General features: G+C 37.6%; 19 protein-coding genes. 1 reads left to right on the plus strand and 18 read right to left on the minus strand.

Annotation, left to right across the window (positions count from 1 at the left end; all coding sequences use genetic code 11):
- The first annotated feature begins 15 nt into the window (after positions 1-15).
- A complete protein-coding gene (locus tag MLC52_RS08605) occupies positions 16-519 on the plus strand; it encodes an RDD family protein (RefSeq protein ID WP_434580048.1) in 504 nt (167 codons plus the stop codon).
- Here the strand turns inward: MLC52_RS08605 and MLC52_RS08610 are convergent.
- The 18 genes from MLC52_RS08610 to MLC52_RS08695 all read right to left on the minus strand — a co-directional run bounded on the left by MLC52_RS08610 (position 503) and on the right by MLC52_RS08695 (position 14,741).
- Complete coding sequence (locus MLC52_RS08610; RefSeq protein ID WP_346389003.1) at positions 503-1,225, minus strand: tRNA 2-thiocytidine biosynthesis TtcA family protein; 723 nt, start codon at positions 1,223-1,225, stop codon at positions 503-505. The two genes, MLC52_RS08605 and MLC52_RS08610, sit on opposite strands and share 17 nt — an antisense overlap.
- Before the next feature lie 16 nt (positions 1,226-1,241).
- Positions 1,242-1,934, minus strand: coding sequence for a 5'-methylthioadenosine/adenosylhomocysteine nucleosidase (locus MLC52_RS08615; RefSeq protein ID WP_346389004.1), 693 nt, complete (start codon positions 1,932-1,934; stop codon positions 1,242-1,244).
- A gap of 2 nt (positions 1,935-1,936) precedes the next feature.
- Complete coding sequence (locus MLC52_RS08620; protein WP_434580050.1) at positions 1,937-2,659, minus strand: nitrilase-related carbon-nitrogen hydrolase; 723 nt, start codon at positions 2,657-2,659, stop codon at positions 1,937-1,939.
- Between the two features lies 1 nt (position 2,660).
- Positions 2,661-3,599, minus strand: a complete 939-nt coding sequence (fabD, locus tag MLC52_RS08625) for an ACP S-malonyltransferase (RefSeq protein WP_418640527.1) — start codon at positions 3,597-3,599, stop codon at positions 2,661-2,663.
- The gene (locus MLC52_RS08630) at positions 3,596-4,399 is read right to left on the minus strand and encodes a Fis family transcriptional regulator (RefSeq protein WP_230973305.1); all 804 of its coding nucleotides are present in this window, start codon (positions 4,397-4,399) and stop codon (positions 3,596-3,598) included. The genes fabD and MLC52_RS08630 overlap by 4 nt, the downstream gene beginning before the upstream one ends.
- Positions 4,347-4,871 (minus strand): FKBP-type peptidyl-prolyl cis-trans isomerase, encoded by a 525-nt coding sequence (locus MLC52_RS08635; protein WP_151899923.1) that lies wholly within the window; start codon positions 4,869-4,871, stop codon positions 4,347-4,349. The genes MLC52_RS08630 and MLC52_RS08635 overlap by 53 nt, the downstream gene beginning before the upstream one ends.
- Before the next feature lie 75 nt (positions 4,872-4,946).
- A complete protein-coding gene (locus MLC52_RS08640) occupies positions 4,947-5,852 on the minus strand; it encodes a tetratricopeptide repeat protein (protein WP_418640528.1) in 906 nt (301 codons plus the stop codon).
- Between the two features lie 9 nt (positions 5,853-5,861).
- On the minus strand, positions 5,862-6,419 hold the full coding sequence (gene pal / locus MLC52_RS08645) for a peptidoglycan-associated lipoprotein Pal (protein ID WP_151899921.1): 558 nt from the start codon (positions 6,417-6,419) through the stop codon (positions 5,862-5,864).
- A 72-nt stretch (positions 6,420-6,491) separates the two neighbouring features.
- On the minus strand, positions 6,492-7,742 hold the full coding sequence (tolB, locus tag MLC52_RS08650; protein ID WP_434580053.1) for a Tol-Pal system protein TolB: 1,251 nt from the start codon (positions 7,740-7,742) through the stop codon (positions 6,492-6,494).
- A 3-nt stretch (positions 7,743-7,745) separates the two neighbouring features.
- Complete coding sequence (locus MLC52_RS08655) at positions 7,746-8,462, minus strand: TonB C-terminal domain-containing protein (RefSeq protein ID WP_434580055.1); 717 nt, start codon at positions 8,460-8,462, stop codon at positions 7,746-7,748.
- Complete coding sequence (locus MLC52_RS08660; protein ID WP_346389010.1) at positions 8,455-8,847, minus strand: ExbD/TolR family protein; 393 nt, start codon at positions 8,845-8,847, stop codon at positions 8,455-8,457. Before MLC52_RS08660 ends, MLC52_RS08655 begins: the two co-directional genes overlap by 8 nt.
- Positions 8,848-8,851: 4 nt before the next feature.
- The gene (locus tag MLC52_RS08665; protein WP_346389011.1) at positions 8,852-9,418 is read right to left on the minus strand and encodes a MotA/TolQ/ExbB proton channel family protein; all 567 of its coding nucleotides are present in this window, start codon (positions 9,416-9,418) and stop codon (positions 8,852-8,854) included.
- Between the two features lie 7 nt (positions 9,419-9,425).
- A complete protein-coding gene (gene atpC, locus MLC52_RS08670; RefSeq protein WP_151899917.1) occupies positions 9,426-9,818 on the minus strand; it encodes an ATP synthase F1 subunit epsilon in 393 nt (130 codons plus the stop codon).
- A gap of 27 nt (positions 9,819-9,845) precedes the next feature.
- Positions 9,846-11,240 carry a F0F1 ATP synthase subunit beta gene (gene atpD / locus MLC52_RS08675; protein ID WP_151899916.1) on the minus strand — a complete coding sequence of 465 codons (1,395 nt, stop codon included), beginning with the start codon at positions 11,238-11,240 and terminating at the stop codon, positions 9,846-9,848.
- Positions 11,241-11,251: 11 nt separating this feature from the next.
- The gene (gene atpG, locus MLC52_RS08680) at positions 11,252-12,142 is read right to left on the minus strand and encodes an ATP synthase F1 subunit gamma (RefSeq protein ID WP_151899915.1); all 891 of its coding nucleotides are present in this window, start codon (positions 12,140-12,142) and stop codon (positions 11,252-11,254) included.
- Positions 12,143-12,152: 10 nt separating this feature from the next.
- Positions 12,153-13,670 (minus strand): F0F1 ATP synthase subunit alpha, encoded by a 1,518-nt coding sequence (gene atpA, locus MLC52_RS08685; protein WP_151899914.1) that lies wholly within the window; start codon positions 13,668-13,670, stop codon positions 12,153-12,155.
- Between the two features lie 23 nt (positions 13,671-13,693).
- Positions 13,694-14,227 carry a F0F1 ATP synthase subunit delta gene (locus tag MLC52_RS08690; protein ID WP_151899913.1) on the minus strand — a complete coding sequence of 178 codons (534 nt, stop codon included), beginning with the start codon at positions 14,225-14,227 and terminating at the stop codon, positions 13,694-13,696.
- A gap of 1 nt (position 14,228) precedes the next feature.
- Positions 14,229-14,741, minus strand: a complete 513-nt coding sequence (locus MLC52_RS08695) for a F0F1 ATP synthase subunit B (protein WP_193150191.1) — start codon at positions 14,739-14,741, stop codon at positions 14,229-14,231.

Here is a 14,741-nt window from a genome sequence, read left to right on the forward strand (position 1 = left end):
CGCTATCTTTAGGGTATGAAAAAAAATATTAGATATGCAGGGTTTTGGATACGCTTTTTTGCTTCATTTTTTGATACGCTCTTTTTGGCTCTGCCTGTAGGTATCATTATTTATTTTGTAAGTGATGGCAACTGGTTTGATTTTGTACAGTACCAACACAATATTCAAATGGCAATGAACGGGAATATACATGCTCTTGACCAACAGCCCCATACCTCTTTAACATGGGAATTTGTTTTTGAGATTTCAGTTTTGCTTGTAACAATTCTTTTTTGGGAAAAATGGCGCGGAGCGACCCCCGGGAAAAAATTTCTACATGTAAAGATAGTTGACGCCTTTACATGTAAAGATATAAACAACAAACAGGCGATTACACGTTCTTTGGCCTATATCCCCTCATTACTGTTGTTCGGACTCGGGTTTTTGATGGTGGCTTTTCGAAAAGACAAAAGAGGACTGCATGATTTAATTGCCGGAACCATTGTAATCTATGATGAAGATGCTACTCCTCACTCATAAAAAAACTATCGACTGAGATGTTTTTAAAAGCAGCATTAAGTGAAGTAAAAAGCTGAGGGTGTTCTTTTTCCATTGATGAGAGCATCTCTTTCATCTGTGCTCTTGCATAGGGCATTTTGACATCAAAACGCATGGCAGGACAGGCTTCATCGCCTATGGCTTCTATGCCGTTGTCTTCCACAAAAGCACGCAGCTGACGTTCACGCATCTGAATCAGAGGACGAATCACAACAAGCCCGTTTTGGGCTGTATATTTCGGAGCAAGACTGCGCATCTGTCCATTGTAAATAAAATTCATAAAAAAGCTCTCTGCCGCATCATCCATATGATGGCCAAGTGCAACCTTGTTACATCCCAGTTCTTTGGCAACACTGTAAAGATACCCTCGCCGCATACGGGAAAAAAAGCTGCAAAAGGAAGAATTTTTGCGAATTTTTTCTTTTGCCAAATCATAGGTCTGGGTCTCTTTTACTATATGTTCTATACCATATTCCCTGCAATGTGCGGAGAGTTTGTCAAAATTTTCACCCATTCCGTAGCTTACGGTAACGGCAATAAAATCAAAGGCAAAAGGGGCCCGGCGCTGCTGCTCTTTCATCGCATGAATCATTGTCAGAGAGTCTTTACCTCCGCTGAGTCCGACAAGAATTTTGTCCCCCTCTTCTATCAAGGAAAACTCGGCATTTGTTTTACCGAGTTTTGACATAATTTTTTTGGAAAGTTTAACCGACAAGTTTATCAACCATTTTCATAATAAATTCAGCGGATTCCACAGCACTGGTCTCTAAAAATTCATCAAAAGAAAAACTTGCATCCATGTCTGCCGCATCACTTATTGCACGAAGAATAAAAAAAGGCACATCCAAAGCATCACATACAACAGCAACACTTGCCCCTTCCATTTCCAGTGCATCTGCATGAAACGTCTCTCCAATCCAGTTTTTTCTTTTTTCATCTGCTACAAACTGATCACCCGTTGCAATAATACCTTCTTGGACATTTTTGCCCATCTCTTTTGCAACCTCTTTTGACAGGGCTGTCAGTTCTTTGTCTGCTTCAACATAAACAGCACCCTCTGGCACATATCCAAAAGGATGTCCAAAGGCTGTAATATCAAGATCGTGTTGGGCAAGTTTTGTAGCTACAATCAAATCTCCTACTTTTAGCTTTGGCGATATTGCTCCGGCAACACCTGAAAACAGAAGTTTTTGCGCTCCAAAATGTTCACACATGGTGGTTGCCGTCAATGTTGAAAATACTTTTCCTATTTTTGAATAGGCTATGACAAGATCTGTGCCTTTGTAATTTGCTTCATAATATTTGTTTCCTGCATATACAGTCGTTTTGTATTCACCTAATTTTTCTAAAATCGGTGCGATTTCTTCAGGCATTGCACCCATTATTGCTATTGTCATATTTATTCCTCGATTGTAAATGTCTGTATTGATTTTTCAAACAGTGGCAACTGATGCACTCTTTTGCCCTCTTTTTGAACGATACAGCTTCCGCCCCAAAAGCCAAGTCCGTCTTCAAATCCCACACGGTTGACAAAAAGAAGCTCTGCACGGCACTCTTTTGCAACATTGCTGATAATTCCATACCATTTGTCTTGAATATCCAAAGATTTTTCATTAAATCCGCGAGCCGGGGATGCCACAAGAACGATAATCAAGTCCGGATCAAGGCTGGTGAGTTCTTCATGCACACTGGTATGCCACAAATCCTCACAGATGAGCATCGAAACTTTTTTTCTCCCCGCAACAAATGATTCAAATCTGTCACCGCCTTCAAAATAGCGTGCTTCTTCAAACATTCCGTAATTTGGCAGGTGTACTTTTATATGTTTGGAGAGAAGTTTTCCGCCGCTGTAGTACAGTGCTGTATTTCTAAAAACATTCCCGTCTTTGAGTGCTGCGCCGACAACAATATCAATATCTTCGCTCAACTCTTCAAAAACACTCAGTTCTTCAAGCAAATAGGCATCTTCAAAAAGTTTATCCTGAAGCAAATACCCACTTAAAGAGAGTTCAGGAAAGACTATAAGATCTGAACTTTCTTTGACATCATTTATCCAGACAACTGCCTCGGTAATATTTGTACGGTTTAACTTCGGTGAAGTTTGTGCAAGTGTGACTCTCATATTAAGAGCAAATTTCCTCTTTCACTTTTTGTAATGATGCCATATCTGATATATTGAGTGTTTTCAACTCTTTTGCAATTCTTCTGTTAAGACCTTTTAGTACAACTCCGTTGCCAAATTCTATGGCCAGATCAACTTCAGGCGCTATTGCCTGAATTGACTGTTTGTATTTTACCGGTTTTACAAGCTGCTCTTTTAAAAGGTCAACTGCTTCCGCTTTTGTACTGTAGGGTTTTGTTGTCACATTTGAAATCACAGGGGCTTCAAAATTCTCTTGTATCTGTGTTTGCATAATTTCGGCAAGAGATTCCTGTGCAGGTGCCAGTATATCACAGTGTGATGCAACAGACATATTTAAAAGCAAGGCTCGTTTTGCTCCTGCTTCTTTAAAAGTCTGCTCCAGTGATGCCAGGTCTTCTTTATTTCCCGCAACTACAAGTTGTCCGTCCTGGTTATAGTTGGCAGGCCATACCTGTTTGCCTTCGTTTTGTGCATCACTGCAGATTTTTTCCACACTTGCGTCATCAAGGCCGACAATTGCCATCATACCGGCATTTTTTCCTTCACAGGCTTCTTGCATAAAAGCACCGCGTTTATGCACAAGTTCTACGGCATCTACATAATCAATGGCACCTGCTGCACATAAAGCAGAAAACTCACCCAGAGAGTGTCCTAAAAAAAGTTCGGCTTTAGTGTCGGGACAGGCCTCTTTGAAAAGTCTGTATGCTATCATCTGAACAAGTAAAATTGCCGGCTGTGTATAGGCCGTCTGTCCCAGTTTTTCATTTTCTTCAAAAATAAGTTCTTTAAAATCCACACCGATTCTTTCACCGGCTTTATCAAACATTTCGCGTGCAGTTTCAGAATTTTCATAAAAATCTTTTCCCATACCAACTGCCTGAGAACCCTGTCCTGCAAATATCATAGCTATTTTTTTCATATTTTTCCTTCTATATATTTTTTATTTTCTGTTATCTTTTTTCGTAATGTGTTTCTGTTTAAACCCAGACTTTCAGCTAACTGTACCTGTGATTTAAACTTATGCAGACCTGCTTTGAGAAGCGGTACTTCATAAAGATACAAATAGTTTCTGTAATCACTCTTGGAACCAAGTTTGTCGTAAAGATAATGTTCAATAATGTCCATTAGCTCACTGTCTTGAATATCTTGAAGTAAATAATTTATCATCACCTGTCTTTTTAAAGAGATGGCATTTTGGGACAAATCAGGCTTAAAATTACTTACGTCAAAGTTACTGCACTCACCAAATAACACAATAGCTTCGCTCACAAACTTTTCGATTAATGCTTTGACATCTTCCATTCTCTCTCGTAAAGGAGGAATATTAAACTTCACACTGAAAAGTTCATCAATTGCCCGGTGGGAAAAAGAGTCTTTTGCCGTTGCTATAACTCTTACATTGTTTTCTTTTACAGCCTGTACCAAACGTTCAATATTGGGTGAATTGTCAAGATTTGTGATTATGATAGCTTGTGTGTTTTCTAACGAAAGAAGCAGCTCATCAAAATTAGATGCGTCAATTATAAATGCATCAGGGAGAATAAAAGAAGCCAAGGTCTTTTTTCCAACACCGTGTTCACCTGTAATAAGTGCATTTACCGTAAGTGTTTTTAAAAGAGTCGCTGTCTTTTTAGCCTGGGAGGAAGCCTCACAGGCAGTTAGAAATTTAGTTACATCCACAACCGCTGCCGCCACCTGTTCCACAACAACCCTCTTCATCAGAAGGTTTGTTTTCTTCCGGAACACCAGTCATTGCTTCTTCAGCAGAGGCATCTCTTACATTGTTAATGGCAACAGTGAACATTAAATCTTTTCCTGCAAGAGGATGATTAAAATCAATGACAACAGTATCATCTTTGATTTCTTTCACTATAACCTGCACAGTTCCGCCATCTTCACCCTGACCGTAAAGAGTCATGCCCTCAGTTAAATCAATTCCGGCAAACTGCTCTTTTGGAACCTCTTGCGTTGCATCTGCATTATATTCACCATAGGCATCTGCTGCTTTAACTAAAATGTCAGCTTTGTCACCTGTATTCATATCTTTGATTCCGTTTTCAAGTCCTGGAATAATTTGTCCTTTTCCGAACATAAATACCAATGGAGCTCCACCTTTGTTACTGTCTACGATTTGATCGCCATCACGTACTTCATATTCCATTGATACAATTTGATTGTCTTGAATTGCCATTATTTTACCTTTTATTTTTTTGGGATTTTATCATAATAATCTATATTATTGCTGAAAAGCATCTTTTACCCCAGTTTAGTCTAAATGTTTCTTAGCCTCTTTTGCTTCTTTTGAATGAGGATATTTTGCAATTACAGCATTGTAAAATGCCTTTGCATGTGCCTTGTCTCCTGTTTTATCCATCGCAATTGCAGTATGTAACAACAGTTTTGGCATATACGAAGCTTTGTCATACAAAGAAGCACTTTTTTTAAAATATGAAATTGCCTCTGCATAATTTTTTCTTTTAAAGTTCATCTCACCTATCATATAATGTGCATAGGCCGGTTTGTATTTTCTTTTAATGAGTTCTTTATAGTTTTGAATCGCTTTTGTATAGTATCTTTTGTCAAAATTTGCTTTTGCCTGGTTGTATAACTGCGCACTGCTTATTTTGCCCGGTTTCACACTGTTTTTTCTAGACTGCATCTCTTTTGCAATCAATGTTTTAAAATCATTGATATCTTTTACAAGAGTATTGAATGTATCTTTGCTTACATACTGGGCATTTATTTTATCTACGACTTTTGAAAGCTCAAAGATCATAGTTTGCAGTTTTGCTATCTCATCTTGATTCTTCTGTACTTTTTCAGCCAGCCTGGTTTGAAACTCATGAATATTGTCAAGATTTACTCTGTTTTGCTCTTTGAATTTTTGTAATTCTCGCTTATTTTCATGAGAGCGTACACTCAGATTCTCTACAACACTTTGTATACCGTCTACCCTTTCACGCAATGAATCAAGTTTGCTGGCTTGTGATTTTGTATTTATGGCAACTTTTTTTAAAGTATCTTTTGTTTGCAAAATAACTTTTTCACTTTGAGTAAGTCCGTAGGGTGTCGGTGCGGTCAAGTCGCCTGCTCCGAACGCAGAAGGTTCAGAAGCAAACGATAAAGAAGAGACAAAAGTAAGAAGTAATAAAATGCGTATATTACTTTTCATCTATAAAACTTATGGTAAAAGTTTGAAATTTACACGACGGTTTTTAGCCCAGCATTCTCTTGTGTGCTCAGTACATACAGGATTACTCTCTCCGTAACTGACCATAGAAATACGAGAAGCGTCAATGCCCTCGGCAACCAAAGCTTTTTTTACACTGTTTGCACGTTTGAGTCCAAGTGCAAAATTGTACTCATCACTTCCCCACTCATCACAGTTGCCTTCAAGTTTTATATTAAAAGACTTTGCAGTAGTTTTTCCAAGTTCTGCTGCAGTATCCACTTTCTCCTGCATGTCAGGTCTAATGTTATACTTGTCAAAATCAAAATAGACTGTAGGGAATTTTGATTCAATTGCACTGGCACTTAACTGATTGCTGTTGAGTGTATTTGAAGATGAACTAATTTCCGCATTTTCACCTGTCACAGTTTCAGTCATCACTTCTTCAACTTCTTGTGCTACCGGTGCTGTGACTTCTTCAGTCTTTGTGTCGACTGCCGGTTCTTTTGTACTACAACCACTGAAAACCAAAAGTGCTACTACAACACTTGAGAGAACTATACTTTTCATTATTTATTTCCTTGCTTTTAAAATTGATATATTATACCAAAAAAATGTAATAAGTGATGAACACTTAAAACTTTACCAGTCCATAGATTGTATTTTTCCTGATTTTAGAGGAAAAAGATAGTTTTTATTGTGCATCAGCCGAATAATGCCAATGGCACTTTGCGATTTGTAGTTTTTTATAAATATAATCGCATCACCGTCTTTGGAAAACCTTGGAAACTCATTCACTCCTGTCGCAGTGAGCCTGCGAATAAAATCGGTCTCTGTGGAGATAAGATGCAGATTAAATGTATTTGCACTAAAAGCATTTGAACTCTCACGGGCCTCATAGACTACATAATGTCCTTGCGCACTGCATGAAGAGTTTGCTTTTCCATAATAAACCAGCTGTTCCACAAGCCCGTTGTCCAATCTTTTGGAAAACACGTTGGGATAGCCTAAACGGGATGAAATAAAAATAATTTTATCATCTCCCATAAACTGTCCGTTTACATCTATTCCGCTGTATGTGGTAATTCTTTTATATTTTTTTGTCTCTGTATTGTAAAGATAAATATCCGGCTGACCGTCTCTTGCCATTGTGAGCAGCAGCTTTTTTCCGTCTTCGCTGACATCTGAACATACCATCATCCCGTCAGAAGATATAATGTTTTTCACTTTTGCAGTTTTAATATCAACATATTTCAAAGTAGGTTCAAAAGAATCCAAAGATGTATAATAAAATGCGGTCTGTGCTTTGTTCGCCCATTTTGGAAAGATATTCAATCCGCCTGAGATGATTACATGCTGGTAAGAGAGTGTATAGTCCGCAATAATGATTTCACTTTTTTTAGGCGCAACTATACGGGAAAATATAACTTTTCTCTTCATCCATCCAACAGAAGGTTCACCCATAAACTCATTGATATCATAAGCCATTGCATGAGATATAAACATATAGATTTTTTTGTTGTTTACTCTGTATCGTTTTGAAAAGACTACTTCATTTTGGTGAAACAGAGTCATTTCAATATTTAAAGCTTTGTTGTCATCCTCAAACAGTTTATAGCGCAAAACATAATTCATATCTTTATTGGCAACAAGTACATTTGTATCATCAAAATCGGCAAACCTGTGATGTCTGTCAACATTAAATAAAGAAATAACATTTAAATCTGCTACCAAAGATTTAAAAAAACGCAGCTTGAATGTGTCATCATAGCTGATCGACGCATCTTCAACTGCCAAAGAAGGCAAAGAGTCTGCTTTTTTCACTACTTCTATAGTTGCATCACCTGCAAAAGCAAGGCTGATTAAAATGAACAAAGAAAAAAATATTTTCAAAATCTACTCCTTAGAAATTAATATAACAATCGTTCTGCTCGGTCTGTTTTTCGGGTTAACAGGAAATACAACATCTTTTAATCGTTCTTTAATCCTGTCTGCTTCTTCATTGAGTGCTTCATTCTTAGAATAACTCAGTATTCTAAAATCAATAAGTTTACCAAAAGGGTCAAGTTCGATTACTGTTTTTACACTGTTGCCCTCACTGTTTTGCGGCACATTAAAATGTTGATAAACAATATCCTGAATTTTAGCCAAATATTCATTAACTTCATTCGCAGCAGATGTTGCTTCACTTTTTGACGGGTCATGACTTGCCTGAAGTGTACTGATCTTTTGTGTGACAGACTCTCTGTCTTCTTGTTTTGTGGGCCTGATTTTTCTTGTAATCTGTTCTATCCGTCTTTTATTGTCAGTTTTTTTAACTTTTTTTACATTGTTGTCTATTTTTTTTGTCCATACATCACTGAACAGATTATTGATATCTATGTTTTTTACAACTTTTTTAGTTGCGGGAACTGTTTTGGAACTTTTCTTTTTCGTCGGGTGCTTTGTATTTGTGACATTAATTGAAACAGAAATATAATTTTCTTTTTTATAGCCATATGCTTTTGTTTTGGAAGCATGAAACATCATATAAAGAAATGAGAATAAAAAAAATACAAAAAGAAAGAGTGACAAAAAGCCACTTATGTAAAAATAACGGCTGTTGTTATCCATTTGTAGCTAAAGATACCTCAGTGAAACCTGCCTGTTTAACCGCAGCAAGCACTGACATAACTATACCATAGTCCAAACGTTTATCTGCACTGATTAATACAGTTGCTTTTTTATTTAACTTTCTTGCATACAATGAAAAGTTATCCATAAAAGCATTTAAGAGATAGTTGTCTTTATTGACTTTTATATTTCTGTCTTTGTCTATTGTTATATGCACAGGAGGAATCTTCGAGAGTTGCTCAGTTGTTGAGCCCTGCGGCAGTTTTATATTTTCTTCATATATAATATTTGGAGCGATAACCATTAAAACGACAAGCAATACAAGCATTACATCCACAAGGGGAGTAATATTGAGCTCTGGTTTTTCTTCCCAATCATACAGCACTGTTTTACGCCTTACGTGCTAAAATCGCATCACTTTGCATTTGGAGATAGCTTATAAGTTCATATGACTTTCTTTTTAAAACCTGATGGTATGTATAGGCGAATGTGGCTACAAATATACCTGAAGCGGTTGCCACTAATGCATCCGAAACGCCACTGGCAATAATTGACATACCTCCGCTGTTTTGTCCGATATGAGAAAATGTATCTAAAATAGAAACAACTGTACCAAACAGTCCGATAAAAGGAGAGGTAGAAGCAAAAACAGAAAGTACAGAAAGTCCTTTTGTCGCTTCTTTTGTCGCAGCAAGCATACCGAGTCCTAAAACTTCTTTTGAAACAACATTACTGGTTTTTATAAAATTATTTAAAAAAGAGTTTTCATTTACAGTAGTAGCTCCAAGTAAAAGTGATTCAAGAGAAGCACTTTCACGAGAAAGCCAGTTATTAAGAGAAAAATAGCGGTAAAAAAACACCCAGTTCAATACTATAAAGTATAAAGAGAGCAGTAGCAATACTCCGAGAGTCACAGGGTGGCTTTTTAGATAAAAATCTATTAAATTATTAATCATACGGTTACTATATTAACTTTTGTGCGGCAGATTCTATTTTTGCTGATACTGATGCGATAGCAGTGCTTGAATCTGCAATTTCATTAATAAGTTTTTTTGCTGCATCAAGTGCCTGCGCAATCTCAGATTCAGTTTCACCGCGAATTGCAGCAGCACCTTCAACCAAAATAACAACTTTTTCTTCATCAACTTGAACAACACCCCAATTAACAACAATAGACTCGACTGATTTATCTTCTTTTTCGATATCTACCACGCCAGCTTCTAACAATGTAGTTAGAGATGCATGACCTGCCAGAACACCAAACTCTCCCTCTTTTCCAGGAAGAACAACACTGACAGCTTTACCATTATAGATTTCACCGTCAGGCGTTAGGATTTCAAGTTTAAATGTATCCATTACAGTCCTTTGTCTTAAGCAATATGCTTATTTATTTTTCTCATTCTTAGCAATAGCTTCATCCATATTTCCGACCATATAGAATGCACTTTCAGACATGTGGTCATAGTCACCGTTTAGGATGCCTTTGAAACCTGCAATTGTGTCTTCAAGTTTAACATATTTTCCTGGAGCACCAGTGAAAACTTCTGCAACAAAGAATGGCTGAGAAAGAAACTTCTCAATTTTACGGGCACGTTCAACAACATTTTTGTCATCTTCACTAAGTTCATCCATACCAAGAATCGCAATAATATCCTGCAAATCTTTATATTTTTGAAGTGTTTGCTGTACACCGCGAGCTACATTGTAGTGCTCTTCACCCAAAATTTGCGGATCAAGCAGTCTTGAAGTTGAATCCAATGGATCAACCGCAGGATAGATACCTTTTTCCGCAATTTTACGGTTAAGAACCGTTGTTGCATCCAAGTGGGCAAAAACTGAAGCCGGAGCAGGGTCAGTCAAGTCATCTGCAGGTACATATACTGCCTGTACAGAAGTAATTGAACCGTTTTTCGTAGATGTAATACGATCCTGCAGTGCACCCATTTCACGAGCCAATGTCGGCTGATAACCAACAGCTGAAGGGATACGTCCAAGAAGTGCAGACATCTCTGAACCTGACTGTGCAAAACGGAAGATGTTGTCAATAAACATCAATACATCAAGTTTTTTCTCATCACGGAAATACTCAGCCATAGTAAGACCTGTAAGCGCAATACGGTTACGTGCTCCTGGAGGCTCAGACATCTGACCGTAGCACAGTGCAACTTTGTCAAGTACGTTCGATTCTTTCATCTCGTAGTAAAGGTCATTTCCTTCACGAGTTCTCTCACCGACACCGGCAAATACAGAAAGACCGTCATGCCCGTGTGCAACATTGTGGATAAGCTCCATGATGATAACTGTTTTACCGACACCAGCCCCTCCGAAGAGTCCGACTTTACCACCTTTTGCATATGGAGCAAGCAAGTCAACAACCTTAATACCTGTTTCAAACATCTCTGTAGTTGTTGACTGATCAACCAATGGTGGAGGATCACGGTGAATTGACCATGTTGGAGCATCAGTAACCTGCTCTCCTCCATCAATTGTTTCACCAATTACGTTAAAGATACGACCGAGTACTTTTTCGCCAACCGGAACACTGATCGGTGCACCTGTAGCTTTTGCGTCCATACCACGAACCAAACCTTCACTCATATCCATTGCAATCGTTCTAACACGACCGTCACCTAAGTGTGCTGCAACTTCTAATACCAAACGATGTTCACTACCTTCTAAATTAACATTCACTTCAATTGCTTCGTTAATTACTGGAAGATAACCATCAAAATCAACATCAACAACAGGACCCATTACCTGGCTAATTTTTCCAATCATATTTTTCTCCATTATTTCATAGACTCCACACCACTGATAATTTCTATCAGCTCTGTAGTAATAGCGGCTTGACGCGCTTTATTGTATTGTACATTTAAACTTTTTACCATCTCTTTTGCATTGTTCGTTGCTGTATCCATAGCCTGCATACGTGCAGAATGCTCTGCAGCAACTGAATCAATCAAAGAGTAGTACATATTGTAATTTACATATTTTTCAATTAAAGACTCAAGCATTTTATCTTCATCTTCTGCTTCAATTTCCATCATTGATTTTGATTCTACTTCTTTACAATCAAAATCATTTACATCAATAGGTAAAACATTGTTTACATGTAACTCTTGTGTTATCATGTTTTTATAGCCGTTATAAATAATATGAACAGCATCCGTTTTACCCTCTTTGTAATCTTCGATAGAAGTTTTTATAAATTCATCAGATCTCGTTTTATTCGGCTTAGAACTTAAGTTTATGACAGTATCAAACATTTCAACTTCATTATACTTATAGTATTCTATCCCTTTTTTACCGATTCCGCGTAAACGCACTTTTACTTTTTTCTCTTTGTACTCTTTTAGAAGTTTATTCACAGCTTTAATTGTTTGAATATTAAAACCGCCGCATAAACCTTTATCTGCAGTTACAAAAATAATGTCAACCATTTTTGGGTTTTCAATTGCTGTAAAAAAGCGATTTTCCAACCCTCCAACTCTGTTGCATTCTATGCGTCCAGCTATTTCGGCAATGACCTGATTCATTTTTTGAGCATAAAGACGAGAACGTTTTGCAAGTTCTTCTGCACGGCGAAGCTTGGCAGTCGATACAAGCTTCATCGCACGAGTCGTCTTTTGAGTGTTTGAAACACTCTTAATCTGTCTTTGAATATCTTTCAAGTTTGCCATAAGTTATTCCTTAGTTAGCTACAAAGCTGGCTTTGAACTCTTCTAGTGCTTTCATCAATAGTGTTTTTGTTTCATCATCTACTTTTTTAGTACTTCTGATATTTTCAAAGATCTGAGGATATGATGCTTCTATAAACGGATACAGTTCTGCTTCAAAACGAACAACATTTGATACATCCATATCATCCAGGAAACCTTCATTTCCGGCAAATATAATAACAACCTGTTTTTCAGCAGGAAGTGGTGAAAAAGGCCCCTGTTTTAGAATTTCAACCATTCTTTGTCCACGCTCTAACTGTTTACGTGAAACTTCATCAAGATCAGATGCGAACTGGGCAAATGCCTGCAGTTCTCTAAATGATGCAAGATCAAGTCTTAATGTACCTGCCACCTGTTTTGTAGCTTTAATTTGCGCAGCACCACCAACACGAGATACTGAAAGACCGACATTGATCGCAGGACGAACACCTGAATTAAACAAGTCAGTTTCCAAGAAAATCTGACCATCGGTAATAGAGATAACATTCGTAGGAATATATGCCGCAACGTCTCCGGCCTGTGTTTCAATAATAGGAAGAGCAGTTAAAGAACCGGCTCCGTTTTCGTCAGACATTTTTGCAGCACGCTCAAGTAAACGAGAGTGAACATAAAAAACATCACCAGGATATGCTTCACGACCCGGAGGACGACGAAGAATCAGTGACATTTCACGATATGCAACCGCATGTTTTGACAAATCATCATATACAATCAAACCGTGTCTTGCATTGTCACGGAAATACTCACCCATAGTAACACCGGTATACGGAGCTAAAAATTGAAGTGCAGCAGCTTCAGCAGCAGTAGCAGATACAATAATTGTATATTCCATTGCTCCGTGATCTTCCAGACGACGAACGATTTGTGCAACAGTTGACTCTTTTTGACCGATGGCAACATATATACATACAACACCGTTGCCTTTTTGGTTGATGATTGCATCTAACGCAACTGTAGTTTTACCGGTTTGTCTGTCACCGATGATAAGTTCACGTTGCCCGCGACCAATCGGAACAAGTGCATCAATTGCTTTGATACCCGTTGCAAGTGGCTCATGTACAGATTTTCTGTCCATAATTCCAGGTGCTTTTTCTTCTACAAAACGAACTTCTGTAGTATCAATCGGACCCTTACCGTCAATCGGTTCGCCAAGTGCATTTACAACACGGCCAAGAAGGGCATCCCCTACAGGAACTTTTAGAAGTGTTCCCAAACGCTTCACGCTCATTCCCTCACGAAGTTCAGGACCAGAACCGAGAATAACAACACCAACGCTGCTCTCTTCCAGGTTTAGAACCAAACCTTTTGTTCCCTCTTCAAATTCTACCATTTCTCCTGCCATAACATTGCTCAGTCCGTAAACCTTCGCAACACCATCGGCATAAGAAACAATTTTACCTGTTTCATTGATATCAACACTTAGTTCAAAGTTGTCGATACGCTCTTTAATTATTGAGCTGATTTCATCAGCTTGAATTTTTGCTACCACTATTGTTCTCCTCTCATTGAAAGTTAAATTGCTTTTATTATATGTTCTATAATTTGTCTGTCTATTCTGTCTTTAGAAAAATTAATTTCTATACCAAGACCTTCTACTTCTACTTTTATACCGTTAAAGTCATTTTTAACAAATGTCAGGCTGATAGTTACATCATACTTTTTGCCTAAGCCGGCACTCAATTCTTCTATTACTTTTGAATTGATATCTGTATCACTGTAAATAACACCTTCATAAGTTTTAGCCGCTTTTGCCAAATCACTTTTCAATTCCTGTGCAATTGCCGGAATAATATTGATACGTTTGTTTTCTACCAACAGCTTGATAAAGTTATTGATTTTATCAGAGTTGGCACTTTTTACCGCCTCTAACAAAATCTTTGATTTTTCTTGAGCTTTTATGCTTGGGTTAGCAATAATACTGACAAACTTGTCATTTTTAAATGACTCTGCCAAGGCAGAAAATACTGTTGTCATATTTTGCATAGATGCTAAGTCAGAACCCATACCTAAAGCTTTTATGTATCGTTTTGCAATCAGTTCTTCCATATCAGGCAACCTTTTTCAAAATGATATTAGCCATAGTTTCTCTGTCAAAACTATCACTGCTTTGTTTCAATGTCTCTTTTATGACATCTTCAACAACACTGCGAATCATTTTCTTTTCTTCAAATTCTTTTTTGAGAGCAAATTTTTTCACCATAGCTTCAATATCACTTTCTGCCTGTGCAATAATCGTGTCATTCAAAATTTTGTTCTCTTTTTTAGAAACAATCGCCAACTCTTCAGCAAACTTTTCAGCCTCAGAAATTTTTGCCAATGCCTCTTTTTTAAGAGCGATTGATTCATTCAGCTTTTCCTGAACCTTTTTCAATTCGTCAGCTATTGCCTGACTTCTTGATGCAAAGAAATTCTTTACAGGTTCCCCAACTAGATACCAAACAAGCCCGGCAAATAACAGAAAGTTTACAGTTCTTTGAACTATGTCTGTTCCTGCATGCTCGTGCCCAGATGCCAATGCATAAGTTGATATCATTAGCATTAATACTAAAATTCTACTCAC

This window comes from Sulfurimonas sp. NW15, from assembly GCF_051132285.1.
Classification (GTDB): domain Bacteria; phylum Campylobacterota; class Campylobacteria; order Campylobacterales; family Sulfurimonadaceae; genus Sulfurimonas; species Sulfurimonas hydrogeniphila.